The sequence below is a fragment of the Methylobacterium sp. E-066 genome, from assembly GCF_022829635.1.
Lineage (GTDB): Bacteria > Pseudomonadota > Alphaproteobacteria > Rhizobiales > Beijerinckiaceae > Methylobacterium.
In genome coordinates this window covers 74,926-96,442 of record NZ_JAKSYO010000206.1, presented here as the reverse complement: position 1 = coordinate 96,442, position 21,517 = coordinate 74,926, and the positions used below count along the sequence as shown (strand labels likewise).

The window sequence follows — 21,517 nt, the reverse complement described above, 5'->3', positions numbered from 1 at the left end:
CGGAAGGCTCTCCACGCATGGAACGACGGACGCTGTTCCCGGGCCGGCTGCTGCCGGCCCTGCTGATCTTGCCGCAGCTGGTGCTGACGGTGGTCTTCTTCCTGTGGCCGGCCGTCCAGGCGATCCGGTCGAGCCTGGAGCGCGAGGACGCCTTCGGCACCAGCACCGAGTTTGTCGGGCTCGACAACTTCACTGACCTGTTCGCAGATCCGCTCTACCTCGCGGCGATCGGGCGGACGGTCGTATTCTGCGCCTGCGTGACCGCCGTCTCGATGGGTGTGGCGCTGGTGCTCGCGGTCCTGGCGGATACCGAGATCCGGGGCCGCACCTTCTATCGCACGATGCTGATCTGGCCCTACGCGGTAGCGCCCGCCATGGCGGCGGTGCTGTGGGTGCTGATGTTCCACCCGCAGATCGGCCTCGTCGGCGCGTGGCTGAACCGGATCGGGATCGCCTGGGACTACAAGCTCGACGGCACGCAGGCCATGGCGCTGGTGATCCTGGCCGCCGCCTGGAAGCAGATCAGCTACAACTTCATCTTCTTCCTGGCGGGCCTCCAGGCGATCCCGAAAACGATCATCGAGGCGGCCCGCATCGACGGTGCCCGGGGCTTGCGCCGGTTCCGCACCATCGTCCTACCGCTGCTGATGCCGACGGTCTATTTCCTGCTCGTCGTCGATCTCGTCTACGCGGCCTTCGACACCTTCGCGACGGTCTACGCGGTGAACGGCGGCGGGCCGGGCCAGTCGACACAGACGCTCGTCCTCAAGGTCTATCTCGACGGCGTCGTCAACGCGAATGTCGGCTCGTCCTCGGCGCAATCCGTGGTGCTGATGGCCGGCGTCATCGTCCTCTGCGCCCTGCAATTCCGGTTCCTCGGGCGGAAAGCCGTCACCTGATGCGCCGGAGAACGTTGAATCTCATCCCCCACGCCGTCCTGATCCTGGCGATCCTGCTCTTCGCCCTGCCGATCTGGATCGCGATCGCCGGCTCGACACAGGATTCGGCCGCGATCGCCCGGGGCGAGGTCTCGCTGATCCCGAACCTCTCCGGTCTCGGGGTCTATCACGACGTGCTGGTGAACGGGTCGGCGGGGGCTGGGCCGGTCTGGCGCGCCCTGCTGGTCTCGGCCGGGATGGCGTTCGCCATCGCGTTCGGCAAGATAGCCCTGTCGCTGCCCTCGGCCTATGCCGTCACCTTCTTCCGCTTCCCCTTCCGCATGGCGGCCTTCTGGTTGATCTTCCTGACCCTGATGCTGCCGGTCGAGGTGCGGCTGATCCCCACCTTCCAGGTCATGTCCTCCCTCGATCTGATCAACAGCTTCACGGGCCTAACGATTCCCCTCATCGCCTCCGCAACCGCGACGCTGCTGTTTCGGCAGACCTTCCTCGCCGTTCCGGACGAACTCGTGGAAGCAGCGCGGATCGACGGGGCCGGGCCCCTACGCTTCCTGCGGGACATCCTGATCCCGGTCTCGGGCGCCAACATCGCGGCGTTGTTCGTGATTCTGTTCGTCTATGGGTGGAACCAGTACCTGTGGCCGCTGCTCGTCGCGACCGATCCCAAGCTCGACACTGTGGTCATCAGCATCGTCAAAATGATCGGCGTCGACACTGCGACCGAATGGAACAAAGTCATGGCGACGGCGGTGCTGGCGCTGATCCCCCCCGTGGCGGTGGTGCTCCTCATGCAGCGCTGGTTCGTGAAAGGCCTGACGGAGGGCGATAAGTGATGGCGGGCCTGAAACTCGACGGCCTGCGCAAGAGCTTCGGCAGCAACGAGATCCTGAAGGGGGTCGACCTCGCTCTGGCGGACGGCGAGATGCTGGTGATCGTTGGCGCGTCGGGCTGCGGAAAATCCACCCTGCTGCGCATCGTGGCCGGTCTGGAGACGCCCACCACCGGGCGCGTCCTGATCGACGGGCGCGACGTCACCGATCTCGATCCGTCGGCGCGCGACATCGCCATGGTGTTCCAGAACTACGCCCTGTACCCGCACATGAGCGTGTTCGAGAACATGGCCTACGGGCTGAAGATCCGCGGCCTGCCCCGCGCCGAGATCCGGGCGAAGGTCGATGCGGCCTCGGCTCTGCTGGGCCTGGAAGCGCTGCTCGAGCGCAAGCCGCGTCAGTTGTCCGGCGGCCAGCGTCAGCGGGTCGCCATGGGTCGCGCCATCGTCCGCGATCCGAAGCTCTTCCTGTTCGACGAGCCACTGTCGAATCTCGACGCCAAGCTCCGGGTGCAGATGCGCGGCGAGATCCGCCGCCTCCAGCGCCGGCTGAAGGTGACGAGCCTTTACGTCACGCACGATCAGGTCGAGGCGATGACGCTGGGCGACCGGTTGCTGGTGATGCACAAAGGCGTCCCGGTACAATTGGCGACGCCGACGGAGGTCTTCGAGCGCCCCGCCGACACCTACGTGGCGGGCTTCATCGGCTCGCCAGCGATGAACTTGCTACCCGGCAAGCTCGGGCGGAACGGCACGATGGTGACGGTCGCGGGCGCGGACATCGACCTCGGATCCCGGCGGTTCGACCGTCCCGATGGTTTCCCCGTTGTTCTGGGCATTCGCCCGGAACACGTCCTGCTCGACGCGGCGGGCACGACATGGCCGGTCGAGGTCGTAGAACTCCTCGGGTCCGAGATGCTGGTGCATGCCGGACGTCCGGGCGAAGCGGCGCTGACAGTCAAGATCGCGAATGGCACTCCGGTGAGCGACGCAATCCGAGCATCGTTCCCCGCTCCGCATCTCCACATCTTCGACCAAGCAACAGGGCTGCGGATGGAGGCCTGAGGGTCAGGCGATCCCCCATCGTGCGTGACGATACACCCCGACGCGATCCATCGTCTGCTTACGAGCTTTCGCTGCGGCCAGCTGAACGGCTGTGATGGGCACGATCCCGCCACCGAGCGACCGCTCGTGGCCCTTCCGCGCGTCGGGTGCCATCCAGGTTGCCTCGGACTGCCATGCGGACCGCGCTGCGAGCGACGCAGTCCGCCTCCTGAGCGCATGATCGCTACGGCTTGCTTGGCTTCGACGGTGGCGCCGGCCAATCGACGATGGAGAGGTCGAGCGGCAGGACGTCGCGGACGGCCGACGGTCGGGTCTTCCGCGCCAAGCGAAGCGGGGAGCCGGTCGCCTCGGCGTGATCAAAGTCAGCGGTCCCTGCATCGACTGCAGCGGGATTGGTGAAGGCCTCGAACACGTAGGGCAGCCCGTCTGCGAGAAGTGCGTTCGGACTGTCCATGACATGCAAGTGCAGATGTGGCGCTTGGCTGTTGCCGCTGTTGCCGACATCGCCGAGGAGGTCGCCGCGCCTGACATGATCGCCGACGCCCGGGCCGACACTTCCGGGCTTGAGATGGGCGTAGAGAACGAACGCTCCACCACCGAGGTCCATGACGATGAAGTTGCCGTCCGCTTCGCCGATCGGCAGATTCGACGGCAGCGCACCCGGTACTTGGTCGGGTAAGTCGTTGCGCGAGCCAGCCACCGTGCCGTCTGCCACGGCCAAAACGGGCTCACCGTAGATGCGGTAGCTTCTCACGTCCTTCAGATCGCCGCGCACGATCCGGTCCTCGTCATCGATCCTTTCCCAATCGATTGCGTAGCGCTGTGCCAAGCGTAAGGCCCCGTTGAGCGGCAGGAGGGCTCGGACATGCCGAATCGAATCGCAGCAGCCATCCCCGACAATGTAGCCACCGCCGTGTAGCGGTGCCGCCAGGACAGGCAAGGATCGATCGATGACCGGCGTTCTCGCAATCTGCATCGACAGATCGGCTTTCAGCGGCTCGGCGAACCCTTCGATCTCGTGGACGAGGGCCTCGGGAATACGCTCGTCCGCCCGCAGGATGATGTGAAGGAAGACGATCCCGAACTGATAAGCCCCGAGCGACGCCGTCGCGTTTCCCCGACGGCCACCGAGGGACGACCGCTGACCGATCGCTTCCCGATCGAGCGCCAGGAGCGGCCGTTGTGAGCCGGCGTCAAGCACGACCAGCCGCTTGAGGTCGAACCGTCCATCCAGCACGTTCGAGAGGCGGAGTTCGTAGACGAGGTGATTGCGGCCGTCCGACATCGGCACGACGCGTGGCGCTGTCAGGACATCGGCAATGAGCGGCGTCATGACGGGCACCGTGGAGGCGCTCGATTGTCCAGTTTCGGCCGCCCGCACCGCTCCGCAGAACAGAGGCGCGAGGATGGCTGCAGCGCGGACGAGAGTCAGGGCGCGCATGCAGATCCTCCGGGCTGAGACAATCGCTCGGCGCGCCGCACCGACCGTTTGGGAGCAAGAATAGAAGTCGAAACGGTTTTACTGATACCGGTCATTTCGAGCCAATGTGTTGGAAATCTGAAGCCGCGCGGGCACGACGTTGATGCGCGAGGGCGCAACCGCCATCGGTCCCGACCTTCGGCCGTGGTGAATGTCTGCCGGGCGAGATCGCGCATTACATCGGACCAGTCGCCGTTCTCGCGACGCGAGCGTGCGCGGATGCTGACGTCCTGATCTGGCCGAAAAGAGACCGGCTGCTTTCGGTGTACCATGTTGAAGAAGCAGCCCTTGTTCGACGTTCGAGAGGCCCACGAAGCGGTTTAATGAGGTCATGGTGATGCAATGATCCCCATGCATCGCCATGACCGCAGCGGATCGTAAGCCTTACAGGCTCTCCCCAGTGGGCGATGCACTGCAGTGAACAACAAGGTGCGGCACATAGAAAATCTACAGATTATTGCTTAGCCATGCTCCGTGCGAGATGTTCACCGATCATAACGCAGGTGAAATGCAGGTTGGCCCGGCAATCACTGGGCATGATGGACGCGTCGCAGACGCGCAGTCCGCCAATCGCGCGAACCTTGAGATCCGGGTCGACGACGCCGGATGCGTCCTGCCATCCGCTCATGCGGCAGGTGCCGGCCGCGTGCTGAATATCGCCGGCTTCGGCGAGCATCAGAGCATCGAGTTCGGAATCCGGGAGGCGCGCGGCCTCGCCGATCGCGAGCGGGCTTTCTCCGAACCGGATCGCCGTGGCGAGGTCGGCCAGAGCCGGCTGTGCCATCAGGCGCGCGAGGCGTCGCACCGCATCGCGCATGCGCAGGCAATCGCGCGGATCGTCCAGCATGTTCTCCTCGATGACCGGATTGACCTCGGGATCGGCCGACGTGAGGTTCAGCGAACCGCGCGAGAACGCGTCGTACAGCCCGACGCCGACGGCCCCTTGCGGGGTCGGCACCGGACCCGTCAGGCCCCGGTGATTGTAAGCGACGAGGATCATGTCGCGCTCGCCGCCGCCCGCAAGACCGCTGGAATACGTCACGCAGCAGTTGGTGTGCCGCGCGTCCGGACCGAACGCCCGGTGGTCGGGCCGCAGGTCCATCGTCGCCCGCAGGATCGGGTGATCCATGAAATGGCCGCCAACCGCCTCGTGTGCCTGAAGGACGGGGATGCCGAGGGCGTGAAGTTGCGCGGCCGGACCGATCCCGGATCGCATCAGGATGGCCGGGCTATGGATGGCGCCAGCGCACAGGACGATTTCTTGGCCGTGAATCTCGGTCCAGGGCCCCGTCCCGAAGCGGACGCGGAGACCGACAGCGCGACGTCCTTCGAACAGGACGCGATCGACGAGGGCGCCGCCGCGGATCTCGAGATTGGACCGCCCGCGTGCCGGCTCGAGATAGGCGTCGTTTGTGGTGATACGGTGCCCATCGCGACTGTTGATCGGATTGCACGAGACGCCTTCGCCCACCGGAGCGTTGAGATTCGCCTTCCAGGGATAGCCAACAGCGAGCGCTGCGTCCCGCAGCCCGAGATCCACCGCGCCCCAGGCCTCCGGCGGCGCACGGTAGACCGGGAGCGGACCGCCACGGCGGATGCCGGCTTCCGTGCCGAACTCGGCGTCGTCTTCGATCTGGTCGAAGAGCGGCAGCACGTCGCTGGCCGACCAGCCGGTGCAGCCCTGTTCCGCCCAGGCATCGAAGGCCGCCGGGACGCCGCGGATTGCGATCTGTGCGTTCACCGTCGAGCTGCCGCCGAGCGCACGCCCGCGCCAATAGAAGCGGGGCTCCTGCACGCGGGTTCGCCGGCTCATCAGCCCGGGCCACTGCCAGTCCGCCTGGTGGTCCGGGTCGTACATGAACGGCACGATGTTGGCTGAGCGCAAGGCCGGCGGGGCCTCGCCGGTGCGCCAGTCGCGCCCCGCCTCCAGCAGGAGCACGCGTCGCTTCGGATCTTCCGAGAGGCGTGCGGCGAGCGCGGCCCCCGCGGAGCCGGCGCCGACGACGACCACATCGTACAGGGCTGCGCTCATTTCTTCTCGACGTTCCAGAACAGCGGGATGGCGGACGGGATCAGGCCGGTGAGCGTGGTCCGGTAGGCTGCGGGCTGCGCGAATTGGCCGAAGGGCACGACTAGGCCTTCGCCGTAGATGACGGACTGAATCTCGCCAGCGATGTCACGCCGCTTGTCCGGATCAGGCTCACGGGAGAACCGATCGAACAGCCCGACCATGCGCCGGTCGCACATGAACCCGGAACTCGCCGCATCCTTGCAATTGAAGTTGATCGCCGAATTCGTCAGCGGGGAGCTGAGGTCGAGGCCGAGGGCGTGAATACCGAAGACGTTCCACCCGGCCTTCTTGGTGCGACGCGCGAGCAGGGCCGCCCAATCCATGACTTGGAGATCCACGGTGAAGCCGGCCTGTTTCAGCCGGTCGGCCAGGATCGTTGAGGAGACGCGCGCCGCCTCGAGATCGTTGGCCGCCATCACGATCACGGGCTCGCCCGTGTAGGCTGTCGCCTTCAGGGCGGCTCGGGCCGCCGCCGCCGACGGATCGCGGAGGAGCTCGGTCCCGGTATGCGTCTCGTAGGGGGAGCCGCAGATGAAGAAGGCGTCGCAGGTCTGCGAGAAGCGTGGATCCAGGCCGAACCCGTCCAGGACCTCGCGCTGATCCACGAGGCTCAGCAGCACGCGCCGGATCGCCGGGTCATCGAAGGGCTTGGCCGCCGTATTGATGCGGTAATGCCCCGTGAACCTGTGCGGGCCGGTGAAGTTCATCACCGCCAAGCTCTTGTTGCGCTCGATCTGTTCGATCAGATCGAACGGCGCGTACTGCATGAGATCGATCTCGCCCACGCCGAGGGCGCCGACGGCGGTCGCACCATCCGGGATGATGCGGATGTCGAGGGCGTCGACCTTCACGACCTTGCCGCCGGCCAGGAAGTCCGCCGGCTCTGGACGCGGCCGATAATCGGCGTTCTTGCGCAACAGCATGTGGTCGCCGGTGATGTGCGCAGCGCGGTCGTAGACGAAGGGACCCGACCCCATGACCTCCGAGAGCTGCGTCGTGGGCGGCGTCGCGGCGAGCCGGGCGGGCATGATGAAGGGCGTCGGGCTCGACGTGGTGCCGAGCGTATCGAGCACGAGGCCGTAGGGCTCCCGCAACGTCAGCACGAAGGTCCTGTCGTCCACGGATTCGAGCCCCGCCGCCACGTCCATGAGCCGGCCGCCGAGCGCGCTGCGGGCTGCCCAGCGCTTGAGCGAGGCGACGCAGTCGGCGGCCCGGACGGGGGTGCCATCATGGAAGCGCAGGCCGTCGCGCAAGGTGAAGCGCCAGGTCAGGCGATCGTCCGACACCGACCACGTGTCGACCATCTGCGGTTTGAACACGCCCTTCGCGTCCGGCGCGAACAGCGTGTCGTAGACCATGAAGCCGAAGGTCCGGGTGATATAGGCCGTGGTGAAATAGGGATCGAGGGTGACGATCTCGGCTTCGAGTACTGCCCGCACCGTCGTTTCCGCACCGGCCGGTGCCGGCGCCAGGAGCGCCCCCGCGGCTGCAATCAGCCCGGGAAGCCAGAACCGTCTCATGCGTATTCACCCTGTGTCCGAGCCGGCTGGGGCCGTTCCCGATCGCGTTGCACTCGGGACTGCTCAAAGCCCTTGATGCAACGCGCTCGCCGCCGAACCAGTATCCAGTTCGGCGGCGAGCGCTCCAAGCAAGCCGGATACCAGTATGCGTCATCCATCCGATCCGGTGGGCGCACCGTGCTGCCCTCGACAGCACGGCACGGCGTCATCACCCGCGCCCGGTGCGTTGCCGCATCTCCACCATCACAAGTGGCCTGTTCGATGCATTCGCCTGGAACGGTCCCAGTTCGCCGTGGGGATTGCCGGATCGCCCCGGGGGGCGCTCCGAGCCGCTTGAAAAGGTCCCGGATGAATCGACGCGATTTCGCCAAGCTCGTGCTCGCCGCAGGTGCGGCGGGGCCGATCCCCTTCGGCATCACGCGCGCCGCAGGCCAGACCCGCGGCGGCGTCCTCAACACCGTGATCCAGCCCGAGCCGCCGATCCTAGTCTCGGCGCTCAATCAGCAGGCCCCGACGCTCACGGTCTGCGGCAAGATCTACGAGAGCCTGCTCACCTACGATTTCGATCTGACGCCGAAGTCCGGCATGGCCCAGAGCTGGGAGCGCAGCCCGGATGGCCTGACCTACACGTTCAAGCTGTTTCCCGGGATCACCTTTCACGACGGGTCGCCGATGACCTCGGAGGACGTGGTGTTCTCGGTCACGAAGGCGCTGATGGAGGCTCATGCGAGGGCGCGCGGCACGTTCTCGCGTCTTGCGTCCGCTGAAGCGCCGGACCCGCTCACCGTGGTGTTCAGGCTGAAGGAGCCGTTCGCGCCGTTCCTGCACGCCTTCGACGCCACGACCGCGCCAATCATCCCCAAGGCGCTCTACGAGAACACCGATCTGCGGCAGAACCCGAACAACGCCCGGGCGATCGGCACCGGCCCGTTCAAGCTGAAGGAATGGGTCAAGGGATCCCACATCCACCTCGTGCGCCACGAGGGCTATTACCGCAAAGGTGAACCCTATCTCGACGAGATCTACTACCGCGTCATCCCGGACGCAGCCTCCCGGGCCGTCGCCCTGGAGAGCGGCACGATCCAGCTGACGCAGTGGAACGACGTCGAGGCCTTCGACGTGCCGCGCCTCAAGGCGCTCCCGAACCTCGACATGACCACGAAGGGCTACGAGTTCTATGCCCCCCATCTCTGGCTGGAGATGAACACGCGTATCGCGCCGATGAACGACCGGCGCTTCCGGCAGGCAGTGCTCTACGCCATCGACCGGGAGGCCCTGCGCAAGCGCGTCTTCTTCGGCCTCGGCAAGGTCGCCACCGGCCCGGTCTCCTCGAAGACGCGGTTCTACGAGCCGGACGTGAAGACCTACGAGTACGCCCCCGCGAAGGCGACGGCGCTCCTCGACGAGATGGGGCTGAAGTCCGGCGCGGACGGCAAGCGGGTGAGCCTGAAATACCTGGTGCCGCCCTACGGCGAGCTGTGGCAGCGGGTGGCCGAGTACGTGCGCCAGTCCCTCGGCAAGGTCGGGATCGACATCGTACTGGAAGGCATCGACGTCGGCGGCTGGGCGGCGCGATGCGGTAACTGGGAGTTCGAGATCTCAGCGCCCTGGACCTACCAGTACGGGGATCCCGCTCTCGGCGTCTCGCGCTCCTACATCTCCACGAACATCCGCAAGGGCATCCTGTTCTCTAACACCTCCGGATACAGCAACCCGGAAGTCGACCGGCTGTTCGAGGAGGCTGCCGTGGCGCCGGACGACGCCACCCGGCAGACGCTCTACAGCCGGGTCCAGAAGATCCTGGTCGAGGACGCGGCAGTTGCATGGCTCACCGAGCTCGACTTCCCGACCTTCACCGACAAGCGCATTAAGGATCTCGTCGTCACGGGCAGCGGCGTGAACGACACCTTCGCCCGGGCCTATCGCGCATGAGGACGATGGCCGCCCTGGCCGCCTGGATCGCGCGGACGCTGGCGGTGATCCTGGTCATCGCCAGCGTGAACTTCGCCCTCGTCCACGCGGCGCCCGGCGATCCGGCCCAGGTCATCGCCGGCCAGTCCGGCGCCTCGGACGAGACGCTCCTCCGACAGCTCCGGGCGGAATACGGCCTCGACAAGCCCTACCCCGTGCAGCTCGCGACGTATCTGGGCCGGGTCCTGCGGCTCGATCTCGGCTATTCCTACCGGCAGCAGCGCCCGGTGCTCGGCCTTGTGCTGGAGCGGCTGCCCGCGACCCTGCTGCTCACCGGCACGGCCTTCGCCCTGGCGCTTGGATCCGGGATCCTGCTCGGCACCCTCTCGGGGGTGCGGGCGGGCCGGTGGTCCGACACCCTGATCGGCCTGGTGGCGCTGGTGCTCTACGCCATGCCGGTCTTCTGGCTTGGCCTGATGCTGGTGCTGGTCTTCTCGGTCCAGCTCGAATGGCTGCCGGCCTTCGGCTACCGCAGCGTCGGCACGACGTTCTCGCCGCTGGGGCAGGTCGGCGACGTGCTGGCGCACCTGATCCTGCCGGTCCTGTCGCTCGCCGCGGTCTATCTGGCAGTCTACGCCCGCCTGATGCGGACCTCGATCGTCGAGGTCGCCGCCCAGGACTTCGTGAAGACCGCCCGGGCCAAGGGCCTCACCCGCGGCCGCGTGATCCGCGACCACATGATCCGCAACGCGATCCTGCCGGTAGTGACGGTGGCCGGCATGCAGGCCGGCGCACTGGTCGGCGGCTCGGTGGTGGTCGAGACGGTGTTCGCCTGGCCGGGGCTCGGCCGGCTGGTGTTCGAGGCCCTCAGCCAGCGCGACTATCCGGTCCTGCTCGGGATCTTCCTCGTGATGTCCGTGCTCGTGATCCTCATCAACATGCTGACCGACCTACTCTCGCGGCTCATCGATCCGCGGATCACCGCCTCCGCGAAGGCCACGTGATGGGGGTCGTCCGGGCGTTCCTGCGCAACCCCGGCGGGATGATCGGCCTCGTGCTCCTCGTTGCGGTGGTCGCGGTCGCGATCTTCGCGCCGCTCCTCATCCCGGTCGATCCCTGGGAAATGGTCGGCGCCCCATTCGAGCCGCCGCTGAGCCCGGATCTGCCCCTCGGCTCCGACACGATGGGCCGGGACATCGCCGCGGGCCTCGCTCACGGCGCCCGGGTCTCGCTGGCGATCGGCCTCGCCTCGACGCTCACGGCTCTGCTGGTCGGCGTGGTGATCGGTGCGACGGCCGGATGGTTCGGCGGCCTCGTTGACGGCGTACTGATGCGGATCGCCGAGCTGTTCCAGACGATCCCCGGCTTCATCCTGGCGGTGCTGCTGGTCGCGACCCTGGGGCCGTCGCTCGCCCACGAGATCCTGGCGATCGCGGCGATCAGCTGGCCGCCGCTGGCACGCCTGACCCGCGGCGAGTTCCTGCGGCTGAAGAACCGGGACTTCGTGCGGGCCGCCGCCTGCCAGGGCGAGCGCCCCGCGGCCCTGGTCCTGCGCCACATCCTGCCGAACGCCCTGGCGCCGATCATCGTCACCGGCTCGCTCACGGTCGCCACCGCGATCCTGATCGAGAGCGCGCTGAGCTTCCTCGGTCTGGGCGATCCGAACCTGATGTCCTGGGGATACATGGTCGGTGCCGCCCGCACGGTCATCCGGCAGGCCTGGTGGACGAGCGTCTTCCCCGGTGCTGCGATCCTGGTGACGGTGCTCGCCATCAACCTCGTCGGCGAGGCGCTCAACGACGCGCTTAACCCGCGGCTTGCCCGGCGGAGCGGCGCATGAGCCAGCCGGTCCTCACGATCACGGACCTCTCCATCAGCCTGCCGCGGGGCGCCGACCGGGCCCAGGCGGTGAGCGACGTCTCGATCACGGTAGGCGCCAACGAGATCGTCTGCCTCGTGGGCGAGTCGGGGTCGGGCAAGTCGATGATCGCCCATGCGATCCTGGGCCTGCTGCCGCCGGGGGTGACGGTGGCCGGCGGCGGCGTCACGCTGCGCGGGCGCGACATCGCCACCGCGTCCGAGGCGGAGATGCGCGCCATCCGCGGACGCGACGCCGCGATGATCTTTCAAGAGCCGCTCAGCGCGCTGAACCCGCTGAAGCGTATCGGCGAGCAGATTGCCGAGGCCATACGGGCCCATGCGCCGGAAACGCCGCGCGCCGCGGTCGGAGCGCGGGTCGGCGCGCTGATCCAGGATGTCGGCCTGCCGGACCCGGCGCGGATCCGGGCCAGCTTTCCGTTCGCGCTGTCGGGTGGCCAGCGCCAGCGGGTGATGATCGCCATCGCCATGGCCAACAATCCGGCGCTGCTGGTGGCCGACGAGCCGACCACCGCCCTCGACGTGACCACGCAGGCTCAAATCCTCACGCTGATCCGCCGCCTCCAGAGCGAGCGGCAGATGGGCGTCCTGCTGATTACGCACGATTTCGGCGTGGTCGCCGAGATGGCCGACCGCGTCGTGGTGATGCGCGACGGCCGGGTCGTCGAGCAGGGCAGCGCCGAAGCGCTCCTGACCGCGCCCCGCGACCCCTACACCCGGGCCCTGATCGCCGCGGTGCCGCATGGCAGCGGCCGCCCGGCGCGCAGGACGACGGCGGCATTGCCGCCGCTGCTCGAGATAGAGGCACTCTCCAAGACCTTCATCACGCGGCAAGGGTGGTTCCGTCAGGCCCGCCGCGTGGTCGCCGCGGACGGGATCTCCCTCACGCTTTCGGCCGGCGAGACGGTGGCGGTAGTGGGCGAGTCGGGATCGGGCAAGTCGACCCTCGGGCAGATGATCCTGCGTCTGGCCGAGCCGGATGCGGGCCGGGTCCGCTTCGAGGGGCAGGATCTCCTGGCCCTGCGGGGCGAGGCGCTCCGGGTCGCACGCCGCCGCATCCAGATCGTGTTCCAGGATCCGTTCGCGGCGCTGAACCCGCGCCAGAGGGTCGGCGAGGCGATCGCCCGCGGCCCGATGGCCTACGGCGTACCGAAGGCCGAGGCCGTCGCCGAGGCGCGGGCGCTGCTTGAGCGGGTCGGCCTGAAAGCCGGCGCCGCCGACCGCTTCCCGCACGAGTTCTCCGGCGGCCAGCGCCAGCGCATCTGCATCGCCCGGGCGCTGGCGCTCAAGCCGCGCGTCCTCGTGGCAGACGAGGCCGTCTCGGCGCTCGACGTCTCCGTCCAGGCCCGCGTGCTCGACTTGTTGGCGGAGCTCCGTGCCGAGTACAATCTCGCGATGCTGTTCATCACCCACGACCTGCGCATCGCCGCCCGGATCGCCGACCGGGTCGCGGTGATGCAGCGGGGCCGGATCGTTGAGACGGGACCGGCCGCTGGGATCTTCGCGGCGCCCGATCACCCATACACCCGCGGCCTCGTGGCCGCGATGCCCGGCCGTCGCCTGTTCGGCGGTCTCGACGCATCGGCGCCCGAGGCGCTGACCGCCTGAGTGCGTCCGCCGGTTCGGCGACGAAGGCCCGCGGCACCGGCACGGATGATGCAGCGGCCGTGTGTTTTTCGAGGCGCGTGCAACTTTCGGGGAGATCCATGGCTTCGGCGAGCGGACGGATTCTGACGGGCGCGGAGGTAAAGGCGCTGTCGCAGCGCTCGGACCTGCGCGGTGCGATGCGCCTTGGGGCGCATGTCCTGATGTTGGCCGGCTCCGGCTGGCTGGTCTGGCGCTCCGGATCGTGGACGCTGCTGCCCGCCATGATGCTGCTCGGCATCGTGCAATCGGCGCTGTTCGCGCCGATCCACGAGACCATCCACCTGACCGCGTTCCGCTCGCGCCGGGCCAACGCCGTCGTCGGCTGGCTAGTCGCTTGCCCGTCGCTCCTGAACTGGCACTTCTACACGGCCTTCCACCTCGCCCATCACCGCCACACGCAGGATCCCGAGCACGACCCCGAACTCGCGTTGCTGCCACCTTCAACCCTCGACGCCTATATCTGGCGCGTGATGGCGCTGCCCTACTGGCGCACCCGCCTCCAAGTTGCTGCGGCCGGCCTGCGCGGCGACCTATCGGCCTACCCCTTCATCACGGAGCGCACCGCGCCGCGCATCATCCGGTCGCTCAGACTGATGTGCGCCGTCCTGCTCGGCGTCTCAGTTCTCGGTATGGTGCTGATCGGCTGGTGGGCGCCCCTGGTGTTCTGGATCGGGCCGCAGCTCCTCGGGCAGCCGTTCCTGCGGCTCTACCTGCTCACCGAACACACGCTCTGCACTATGGACAACAACGGCCTGACCAACACCCGCACGACCTTGACCAACGGCCTGATGCGTCTGCTCATGTGGAACATGCCGTTCCACACCGAGCACCACCTCTATCCGTCGATCCCGTTCCACCGCCTTCCGGACGCCCACGCGGCGATGCGCGAGCGCCTCGTCGTGCTGCAGCGCGGCTACGCCAAGTGGCATGTCGGCTTCGTCCGGACGTTGCGCCCGTGACCGGATGGCCGACGGCTACCGGAACCTTCGAACTCGGGGACCTGCCACTTCAGTCGGGCGCCGTGCTGCCGGGCGCGCATCTGCGCTGGAAGACGCACGGGACGCTCTCGCCTGGGCGCGACAACGTCGTGCTCTATCCGACGAGCTACGCGGCCCAGCATCCCGACCTCGAATGGTTGATCGGCCCGGACGGCGTGCTCGATCCGGAGCGGTGGTTCATCGTCATCCCGGACATGTTCGGCAACGGGCTGTCATCGAGCCCATCGAACACGCCGGACTGGCCCGGCCTCGTCACCGCATGGGACAATGTCCACGCCCAGCGCCGCCTCATCGCCGAGACCTGGGGGATCGCGCATCTGCACGCCGTCTACGGCTGGTCCATGGGCGCTCAGCAGGCCTACCATTGGGCGGCCCTGTTCCCCGAGCAGGTCGCCCGGGCGGTGATCACCTGCGGCAGCGCCCGCACCGCCACCCACAACCGCGTGTTCCTGAAGGGGCTCATGGCGGTGCTGGAGGCCGCGCCCGAGTATCGTGGCGCGGGCCGCTTCTCGGCCGAGCCCGCCGCGTCGCTGCGGGCCTTCGGGCGCATCTACGCCGGCTGGGCGCTCAGCCAGGACTTCTACCGGGCAGACCTGCACCGGACGACGCTCGGCGCGCCGGACCTCGACACCTTCCTGCGCACCGACTGGGAGGAACGCTTCGCCCGGCGCCCGGCGGCCGACCTCTACGCACAGCTCTGCACCTGGGACGCGGGCGACATCAGCCGCAACCCGGGCTTCGACGGCGACCTGGCGCGGGCGCTCGGCGCGATCACGGCCCGGCTGCTGCTGATGCCCGGGGAGACCGACCTCTACTTCCGCGTCGCCGACAACGCGGCCGAGCTGCCCCACCTCCGCGATGCCATCCTGCGGCCGATCCCCAGCATTTGGGGCCACCGTGCGGGCAATCCCTCCACCCACCCGGCCGATGCGGCTTTTCTCCGCGACACGGTACGGGCGTTCCTCGGATCATCCGAAGACATGTGAGTGCCGGACCTTCGCATACTTGCGAAGCGGCAGGTACACATGTCCGTCCCGGGCCGAGCACCTTCGTTTACGTGATCCAACCCACGACGTTTGCAGCAGCGTTCGCTTTTGAGATGTTGCGAGGATTGGATAAACGGCGACATTGGGCGCGAAGCTGTCCTACGCCCCAATTGATTAAATGTTCGGTTTCCCGACTTTGCTTCCCGAAAGCGGACGGGCCCAAAACTACCCAAACCAGCTATAGGCCGCTCCTCTCGTCAGCCTGGGAGCGGACTTTCCCAACTCGCGCACTGGGTCGCACACGCCTGCGGACTATCTCGGTGCGCCTCGATCCGTAGCGTGCCCTAATGCGAATCGCTTAGCGAAACAGCCGTCGCGCTGAATGTCTGCTATGGAGAAGCGGCCTGAGCTGCCTGAATGACTGAGATGGGCGCAAAGCGGAACGTCCGGTTTTGCGCAACGGATCAAGCTTCGCCAGGTATGGGGGAACGAACCTTCGAATACTGGTGAGACGCAACCGCATGCGCCCTGCCCCGAATCGCCGACCCACCGCGGATCGTAGCGGTAATTATCTAAAGTCTAAATCGCACAGCGCAGCACCCCTATCACGTAGCCCCACGCGCGATCATGATGGGACAAGCGGTCAGCTGGTGTTCGACGTAGAGACGCTATCGCCCAGGGGATGGAGCCAGCTCTTGCGGTTCAACCACGTAGCCAATCGCGTCAATCCGGGCCACTTCGAGATCGTCGTGGACATGTTCGTCCAGCAGCTCGGTTTCGTGGAGCTGCGGCGCACCGAACGCGCCGTTTGGTTGCGGCAGACCGGGGCCAACGTGGATCTCCAGCTCAGCCGCAGCGACACCGGGCACCGAGATGCTGACCGGGATCGTTCGCAGGTCTCGTTTCTTAGTGATACTCCTGAAGCTGATCTGCGGCGCTTGGCGTCTTGGTTCACCGCACGAGGACTGACCGCCCACATCGGGGCCTACTCCGACAGGGAGTTCTACCTAGACGTGCCGGTAGCGTTCGTGGACTTCGTCGTCGAAGCGATGCTGCCCGAGCTCGCCGCATACGACATCGTGCTCTGATGACCTCCATGGCGGTACCTATAGCCGTGGTGACCGCTCGCGAACGGCGAGAGTGGTGGTGAAACGAACCCTGTGGCGGTCGAGCTTGGACCTCGTCTTCCCCCCTCTGCTGGAGGGATAGCCAGCGCCGTCTATGAGACCTCAGTGGGGGCCGTAGAACCCATCGAGCCAAGATCACTGCGGACCGGAGGCTTCATGCAAACTGACTGTCCGAGGAAGGGAAGCGCATACGCCCAGGTGCCCCGCCGGCCCCGCACCTCGCTGGATGAGGAACTGACAGGACTGACTGTGCGCCGCGATCGTCTGAAGCAGCCGCTCGATCGCCGCAGTGGCCAGCGCCTGATAATCCGGCGAGTATGCCGCGTAAATTTCGGTGATGGCGAACCCACGTACTCGGTGGCCAAGCTGCCCGGACAGCTCCTCAAACGGTACACGTTCCTTCCGCATCCAACGCGCCACCGTGTGCCTCGGGCTATAGAGGTTCACTCGACCATCGAGTCCGGCTCGCCGCCGGCTTTCGCCTAGCGCGGTGTAATACCGGTCGACTGGCTTCCCCCGGAAGCTGACCACGAAATCCGATTCACGCGGCAGCTGACGCAGATATGCGATTAGAAGCGGCGGCATTTTCACGACTGGGCGACGCTTTGACGTCTGCTCGCGCTCTTCGGGATTAAGGTGCAACAGGCCGTCGTCGAAATCGACCTGTGTCCACTGCAGCTGCTTGACGGCCTCCGGTCGACTCCCGGTGGCAAGGCAGATGAGCAGCAGGGCGTGGAAATGTGGAGCAGACTCATCGAGCCAAGCGGCGCATTCCTCAGCAGATAGCGGCCGCCCCTTCGGCTGTACCTTCGTCACCTTGACGCTCGGCACGTGGACTTGGCGTGTAAGCTCCCCGCGGCGCCACGATCGGCTAAGCGCCGCTTTGCCCGCCGTCAGCACGTTGTTGATCGAGGATGCCTTGAGATCGCGTTGCCGAAGGTCGTCGATGAATCGCTCAATCCGCGCGGGGCGGGTCGCACCCCAGACACTCTCCGCCTCACCAAAGAACCGAACCCAATGATTGATTGCGTACGTGATCCACTTGCGGGAGGGCAGGTGCTGGCCATGCTGAAGATAATAGGCCAGCACAATATCTGCGATTGGCACCCGGGTTACGTCCTGAACGTCGGGCGTGTCTCCGGCGAGATAGTGTGCCTTAAGCTCCCGAATGGCAGCATCAAGGTTATCGGTGCCGGTCGACTTGCGCCGCAGCTGCCGGCCTTCCATCCAGCAAATGCACCAAGCAGGGCTATTCGGACGTTTGTCGAGCCAGAACTTGCCCGCTGCGTGCTCACGCTTGGTGTACCGGCCCATCGGACGCTCCCGTCATAGTCACCTGGTCCTGCCCTCCCCCATTTCAGCTCTGAGGAGCAGACCCATCATCTGGATTTGGAGGAATGATGTCGGGATCGCCGCTGCCCCAGAGCAGGACGGACCGCTCGCCAAACGCGAGGAAGTCGCAGAGCATCATCCCGAGGTAAGCGACGGAGCAGTCGCCGAGAGGCACATGGGGGATGTTCCCGGCGCGCCGCTTACGCTTGAGGGTCGAGACGTTGGCAGATCCGTCTGGCCGCTCATCAGGCCGGATCAGAAGGCGTGCGGCATCCCGCTCGGAGTACTGAAGGTAGAGCCGGATGCCGTGCGCTTCGGCGATATCGCGCCGAAGCTGGCGCAGCTCCTCTTTGTCGATCCGGGTTGGGTCTATGGGCATGCTGATTCTCGAAGCTGATGCGATGCCCAGGCGCACTGAGGCGGAGAATGGCCCCTACCGCTCCGGGTGGAGCGAGGCGCAGGTCATCGCGAAAGGGGTCGAATTTCTGCCCGCTCGTCAGCCGGCCTCCCTGGGCGCGGAGGGAGGGTCGAATTAGACAGTTAGCCGTGGATCACAGCCCTGTCAGGACACGTCGCCGGAACTAACGTCTTGTTTTTATTAGGCTATGGTTGAGCCTGGTCCCTGCCCACTCATCGACGATAGGGAGAGCAGTATCGTTTAAATCCCATCTTCCTCACCTCCAACTGATCGCGTCCAATTGGCGTCTGGGGCATCGAGAGCCTCATCAGCACCTGACCCCATCGACCTGCTCGCTTTCGGAGGAAGAGTGGCATGAGCGCCCTCTCCTGCTTCCTCAAACAGGGCGCTGATGTCGGTCTGACCCTTTGGATCACGGGGCAGCTCCACACCAAGCTCAGCCAGGGCCTCCTCCAGCTCTTCCTCGGTCATCTTCGGGGTCTGCTCGCGCTTCGGCTTTGGACCGCGCTTTTCGCGGTCGACCCCGGGCCAATCGATCTCGATCTTGAGGCTGTCGTGACCGATGCTGTGCTGGAGCCACACAGCGAGAGCGAGCGCCTGTTCGGGATAGTGGCGAGCATCACTCTCCGCCAACTCTTCGTCCCGTTTCGGTGCCGTGTTCTCGTAGTTGAATGCTACTGGCCCTTTAAACGCGTAAAAGCTGATGTGACGTAGGCTGTCATCGACGGGCTTACCCTCGTACAGGCTCTTGATCATCACCTGATACGGAAGTAGCCATTGTCCCTTAAATCTTCGGGTACCCATAGGTTTGCCGTTGAACCACCGCTCGACATCATCCCGGGGCGTTCCGTTGAGATCGATCACGACGTGCATGTGCAAGAGCACGGCGTACTGGATGCCAGTGAACTTATCCTCGGGTAAATCTTCGTTTGCGGCGATCCTTCTGCGGGCTTCGTCGAGAAGGGTGTTCCTAAATTCCCGCTTGTGCCGTCGGATGTAGCTCTCCGCTGATATTGGCTCGTCTGTCTTGCGATACTTTGTCGGCTTGCGTTCCTGCGTCGCCAGAATGCGCAGCGTCTTTGCCTTAACATCGTGCTGATGCTTACCGCCGATCGCGTGGCGCAGGTCGATGAGTTCAAGCTCGAACACGCCGATCAGCGAGACCCCAGGGAGGCTCTTCGATAGGCGATAGAGCTTGTTGCGCTCGCGCCGGATCACCTTCGCAATGGAGCTCTTGTACTTCAGCCGTTCAGGATAATTCGTCTTTGTGATCCCGCGAAACTCCCGATCGATGAACTGGAAGTCGTCTGAAAGCGCGAGGATGTCCCTCCGGCTGAGCTTCTGCGCCTTGCGCAGCTGGTACATGTACGCCTCGGTCCGCTCCTCGTCGCTCCACGATATCAGCTTGGTTGACTCGAGGTCCGGGCGTTTGCGCCGGGACTTGAATCGGTCATGCGCCACGATGATGAGATCGTTCAATGCAATGAGCCGGCGAGCGTCGGCGACGGCGTTCTTCGGGTCGTAGATCGTCCTGTCCCGGTTCCCTACCGCGATCCAATCCAGGACGAGTTCCAAGCTCAGGCCGCGCTTAGCCAGCAGGACTGACATCGCGCTACGGCGGTCAAGCTGGTATTTGCGTAGGAAGTTGACCAGCGCGATGTGATCGCGACTTGCGATGTCTGCGGCGAAATCCGAGCCGTAATCGCGGTCGATGTTTGGCGTGGGAATGACGATGTCGCAGAGGATTGTCCCGTAAAGCAGATTACTCCGCGCTCGTTCGAGGTCGTCGCCGTATCGTTGCCGTAGCTGGGCCTGCGTATCGTCCAGCAGGCGTGCCCCGAATCGCTTTCGGCAATGTGGGCACCAGTACGATCCGCAAGCGAACGCACCGTACTGCCCGCACCGCAGGATCGTATGGGCGAGCACCTGCAATGTCGCCAGGTAGTAGTCGTCAACGAGCGCAACGCTTGCCAGAAAATCATCGCGGGCGGAGGCGATCCTGTATGAGTCGGGTCCGGCCACGTTGATGGTGGCGACGTAGCGGAGGCGCTGCTGCTCCGCGAACGCTCTGGCGGTACGATAGGCCGGGTCGTTCTCGACCCACTTGAGCAAAGCAGCGGCAACGCGCGTCGGGATCGCCGGACCACGCCTCCGGCGTTCTGCCTCCTCCGGGGTACCGATCTCGCTGGATTGGGCTAGATCTTCGTTAGACTTCGCAATTCCGCTCGTAACAACGATCGGTGGGATAAAAACCTCGTGACGTCGCACATTCCCAGCAATAGGGTGCAATTCAGGAAAGATCTCGTGGAACGCGGCGATGAAATCGTCGGCGTTTACGTAACACTCGCTGAACCAAGGCTCATCGTCATCCTTAGCCCCTAATGTCGCCGGAGTGTCTTCAAACTGATCAATTTTTGCCTGTGTCGCAGCAACGTCCGCCTCAACGGCGGCGAGCTGAGCGGCGTGGGACCCGGTTTCAAGGTTTGAAGCCGCAAGTTGCCGGGCGTGATGGGCCGGCGTAGAGCGCTCGCCTGACGGGGCGACCGAGGTGACAACTTGGTGCTCTTCGGCGGCGTCAACCTCTTTGGGCGTCAGGTCGAACGCCGCCCGAAAAAAGACATCTGCGTAGTCGGCGGCTTGGAGGCCACTCTCGGAATCGACGGATGCGACCGCGGTTGCTCGCTCGGCTGGAAGTGATCCAGCGGAGGAGTCCTCAGTTGATCGCTCGACGGCCTCCGCATCGCTCTCCGGCTGAGGATAAGCGACGGTGATCACACCGAGCTCGAAGCTGCATGGCCGATCCGTATCGGGATGCTGGTGCTGGACGGGAGGCTTGAGAATATCCTCAGCTACCGAGGCCTCTGCCGGCCGCGGAGGTCCAGACAACTCATGCATGACCGCATGCCACGTGATCTTGCGATTACTGGACGATTTACTCATAGCGATTATTAGATAATGTAGATTGAAGATCGGGATGTCGACGATGGATCATCCAGCAGGATGGTTGCCTATCAATCTATCGAGCAAATACTTCGGGAGTTTATTGATAGGTTTTGCAAATTCATTGTGTATTGCAAACATCTTGCTGATCTGATATGCCCCTCGCCGAGCTCTACGAGTGTCGGCCAGTGGTTTCGTCCAATAGTAGAGCGCATTGGAACTTAGGCTACCGAACTGATCGTCAGGCATTAATCTGTATGTTCGTAGAGTTTGCATCGGAAATGAATATAGATTTGCGAACAATAACGTCAGATCTGTTTTGTGTAATAGCTCGTTCTTGAGTATGACGCACATCAGGATATTTTTTCTATCAGCTCGAACACGCTCTACGAGATCGTATTCCGAGGTGACTTTGT

The 21,517-nt window shown here is 65.3% G+C and carries 16 protein-coding genes; 10 read left to right on the top strand and 6 right to left on the bottom strand.

Translation table 11 applies throughout. The annotated features are described in order from the left end of the window. The first annotated feature begins 17 nt into the window (after positions 1 to 17). The 3 genes from MKL20_RS30615 to MKL20_RS30605 are packed head-to-tail and all read left to right on the top strand — an operon-like array spanning position 18 to position 2,793. Positions 18 to 899 (top strand): ABC transporter permease subunit, encoded by an 882-nt coding sequence (locus MKL20_RS30615; protein WP_243963640.1) that lies wholly within the window; start codon positions 18 to 20, stop codon positions 897 to 899. Continuing rightward, entirely contained in the window at positions 896 to 1,732 is an 837-nt protein-coding gene (gene ugpE, locus MKL20_RS30610) for a sn-glycerol-3-phosphate ABC transporter permease UgpE (RefSeq protein ID WP_244039871.1), read from the top strand. Before MKL20_RS30615 ends, ugpE begins: the two co-directional genes overlap by 4 nt. Continuing rightward, complete coding sequence (locus tag MKL20_RS30605; RefSeq protein ID WP_244039855.1) at positions 1,732 to 2,793, top strand: ABC transporter ATP-binding protein; 1,062 nt, start codon at positions 1,732 to 1,734, stop codon at positions 2,791 to 2,793. Before ugpE ends, MKL20_RS30605 begins: the two co-directional genes overlap by 1 nt. A gap of 223 nt (positions 2,794 to 3,016) precedes the next feature. Here the strand turns inward: MKL20_RS30605 and MKL20_RS30600 are convergent, their stop codons facing one another. The 3 genes from MKL20_RS30600 to MKL20_RS30590 form a co-directional block, all read right to left on the bottom strand. Next, positions 3,017 to 4,234, bottom strand: a complete 1,218-nt coding sequence (locus MKL20_RS30600) for a M23 family metallopeptidase (protein ID WP_244039854.1) — start codon at positions 4,232 to 4,234, stop codon at positions 3,017 to 3,019. Positions 4,235 to 4,727: 493 nt separating this feature from the next. Next, positions 4,728 to 6,293 carry a GMC family oxidoreductase gene (locus MKL20_RS30595; protein WP_244039870.1) on the bottom strand — a complete coding sequence of 522 codons (1,566 nt, stop codon included), beginning with the start codon at positions 6,291 to 6,293 and terminating at the stop codon, positions 4,728 to 4,730. An 8-nt stretch (positions 6,294 to 6,301) separates the two neighbouring features. After that, a complete protein-coding gene (locus tag MKL20_RS30590) occupies positions 6,302 to 7,864 on the bottom strand; it encodes an ABC transporter substrate-binding protein (RefSeq protein WP_244039853.1) in 1,563 nt (520 codons plus the stop codon). Positions 7,865 to 8,212: 348 nt separating this feature from the next. Here MKL20_RS30590 and MKL20_RS30585 point away from each other — a divergent pair, with 348 nt between their 5' ends. From MKL20_RS30585 to MKL20_RS30555, 7 genes are all read left to right on the top strand, one after another. Next, a complete protein-coding gene (locus MKL20_RS30585; RefSeq protein WP_244039852.1) occupies positions 8,213 to 9,796 on the top strand; it encodes an ABC transporter substrate-binding protein in 1,584 nt (527 codons plus the stop codon). Then, positions 9,793 to 10,779 carry an ABC transporter permease gene (locus tag MKL20_RS30580; protein ID WP_244039851.1) on the top strand — a complete coding sequence of 329 codons (987 nt, stop codon included), beginning with the start codon at positions 9,793 to 9,795 and terminating at the stop codon, positions 10,777 to 10,779. Before MKL20_RS30585 ends, MKL20_RS30580 begins: the two co-directional genes overlap by 4 nt. Next, complete coding sequence (locus MKL20_RS30575; RefSeq protein WP_244039869.1) at positions 10,779 to 11,615, top strand: ABC transporter permease; 837 nt, start codon at positions 10,779 to 10,781, stop codon at positions 11,613 to 11,615. The genes MKL20_RS30580 and MKL20_RS30575 overlap by 1 nt, the downstream gene beginning before the upstream one ends. Next, positions 11,612 to 13,261, top strand: a complete 1,650-nt coding sequence (locus tag MKL20_RS30570) for an ABC transporter ATP-binding protein (protein WP_244039850.1) — start codon at positions 11,612 to 11,614, stop codon at positions 13,259 to 13,261. Before MKL20_RS30575 ends, MKL20_RS30570 begins: the two co-directional genes overlap by 4 nt. Before the next feature lie 98 nt (positions 13,262 to 13,359). Further along, positions 13,360 to 14,259 carry a fatty acid desaturase gene (locus MKL20_RS30565; RefSeq protein WP_244039849.1) on the top strand — a complete coding sequence of 300 codons (900 nt, stop codon included), beginning with the start codon at positions 13,360 to 13,362 and terminating at the stop codon, positions 14,257 to 14,259. Continuing rightward, on the top strand, positions 14,256 to 15,284 hold the full coding sequence (locus MKL20_RS30560) for an alpha/beta fold hydrolase (protein WP_244039848.1): 1,029 nt from the start codon (positions 14,256 to 14,258) through the stop codon (positions 15,282 to 15,284). Before MKL20_RS30565 ends, MKL20_RS30560 begins: the two co-directional genes overlap by 4 nt. A gap of 695 nt (positions 15,285 to 15,979) precedes the next feature. Beyond that, complete coding sequence (locus MKL20_RS30555; protein ID WP_244039847.1) at positions 15,980 to 16,372, top strand: hypothetical protein; 393 nt, start codon at positions 15,980 to 15,982, stop codon at positions 16,370 to 16,372. 174 nt (positions 16,373 to 16,546) lie between these two features. Here the strand turns inward: MKL20_RS30555 and MKL20_RS30550 are convergent, their stop codons facing one another. The 3 genes from MKL20_RS30550 to MKL20_RS30540 form a co-directional block, all read right to left on the bottom strand. Continuing rightward, positions 16,547 to 17,725: a tyrosine-type recombinase/integrase gene (locus MKL20_RS30550; RefSeq protein ID WP_244039846.1), complete on the bottom strand. Its 1,179-nt coding sequence runs from the start codon at positions 17,723 to 17,725 to the stop codon at positions 16,547 to 16,549. 43 nt (positions 17,726 to 17,768) lie between these two features. Then, positions 17,769 to 18,122, bottom strand: coding sequence for a hypothetical protein (locus tag MKL20_RS30545; RefSeq protein WP_244039845.1), 354 nt, complete (start codon positions 18,120 to 18,122; stop codon positions 17,769 to 17,771). Between the two features lie 279 nt (positions 18,123 to 18,401). After that, complete coding sequence (locus tag MKL20_RS30540) at positions 18,402 to 20,936, bottom strand: hypothetical protein (RefSeq protein ID WP_244039844.1); 2,535 nt, start codon at positions 20,934 to 20,936, stop codon at positions 18,402 to 18,404. Positions 20,937 to 21,517: the final 581 nt, after the last annotated feature.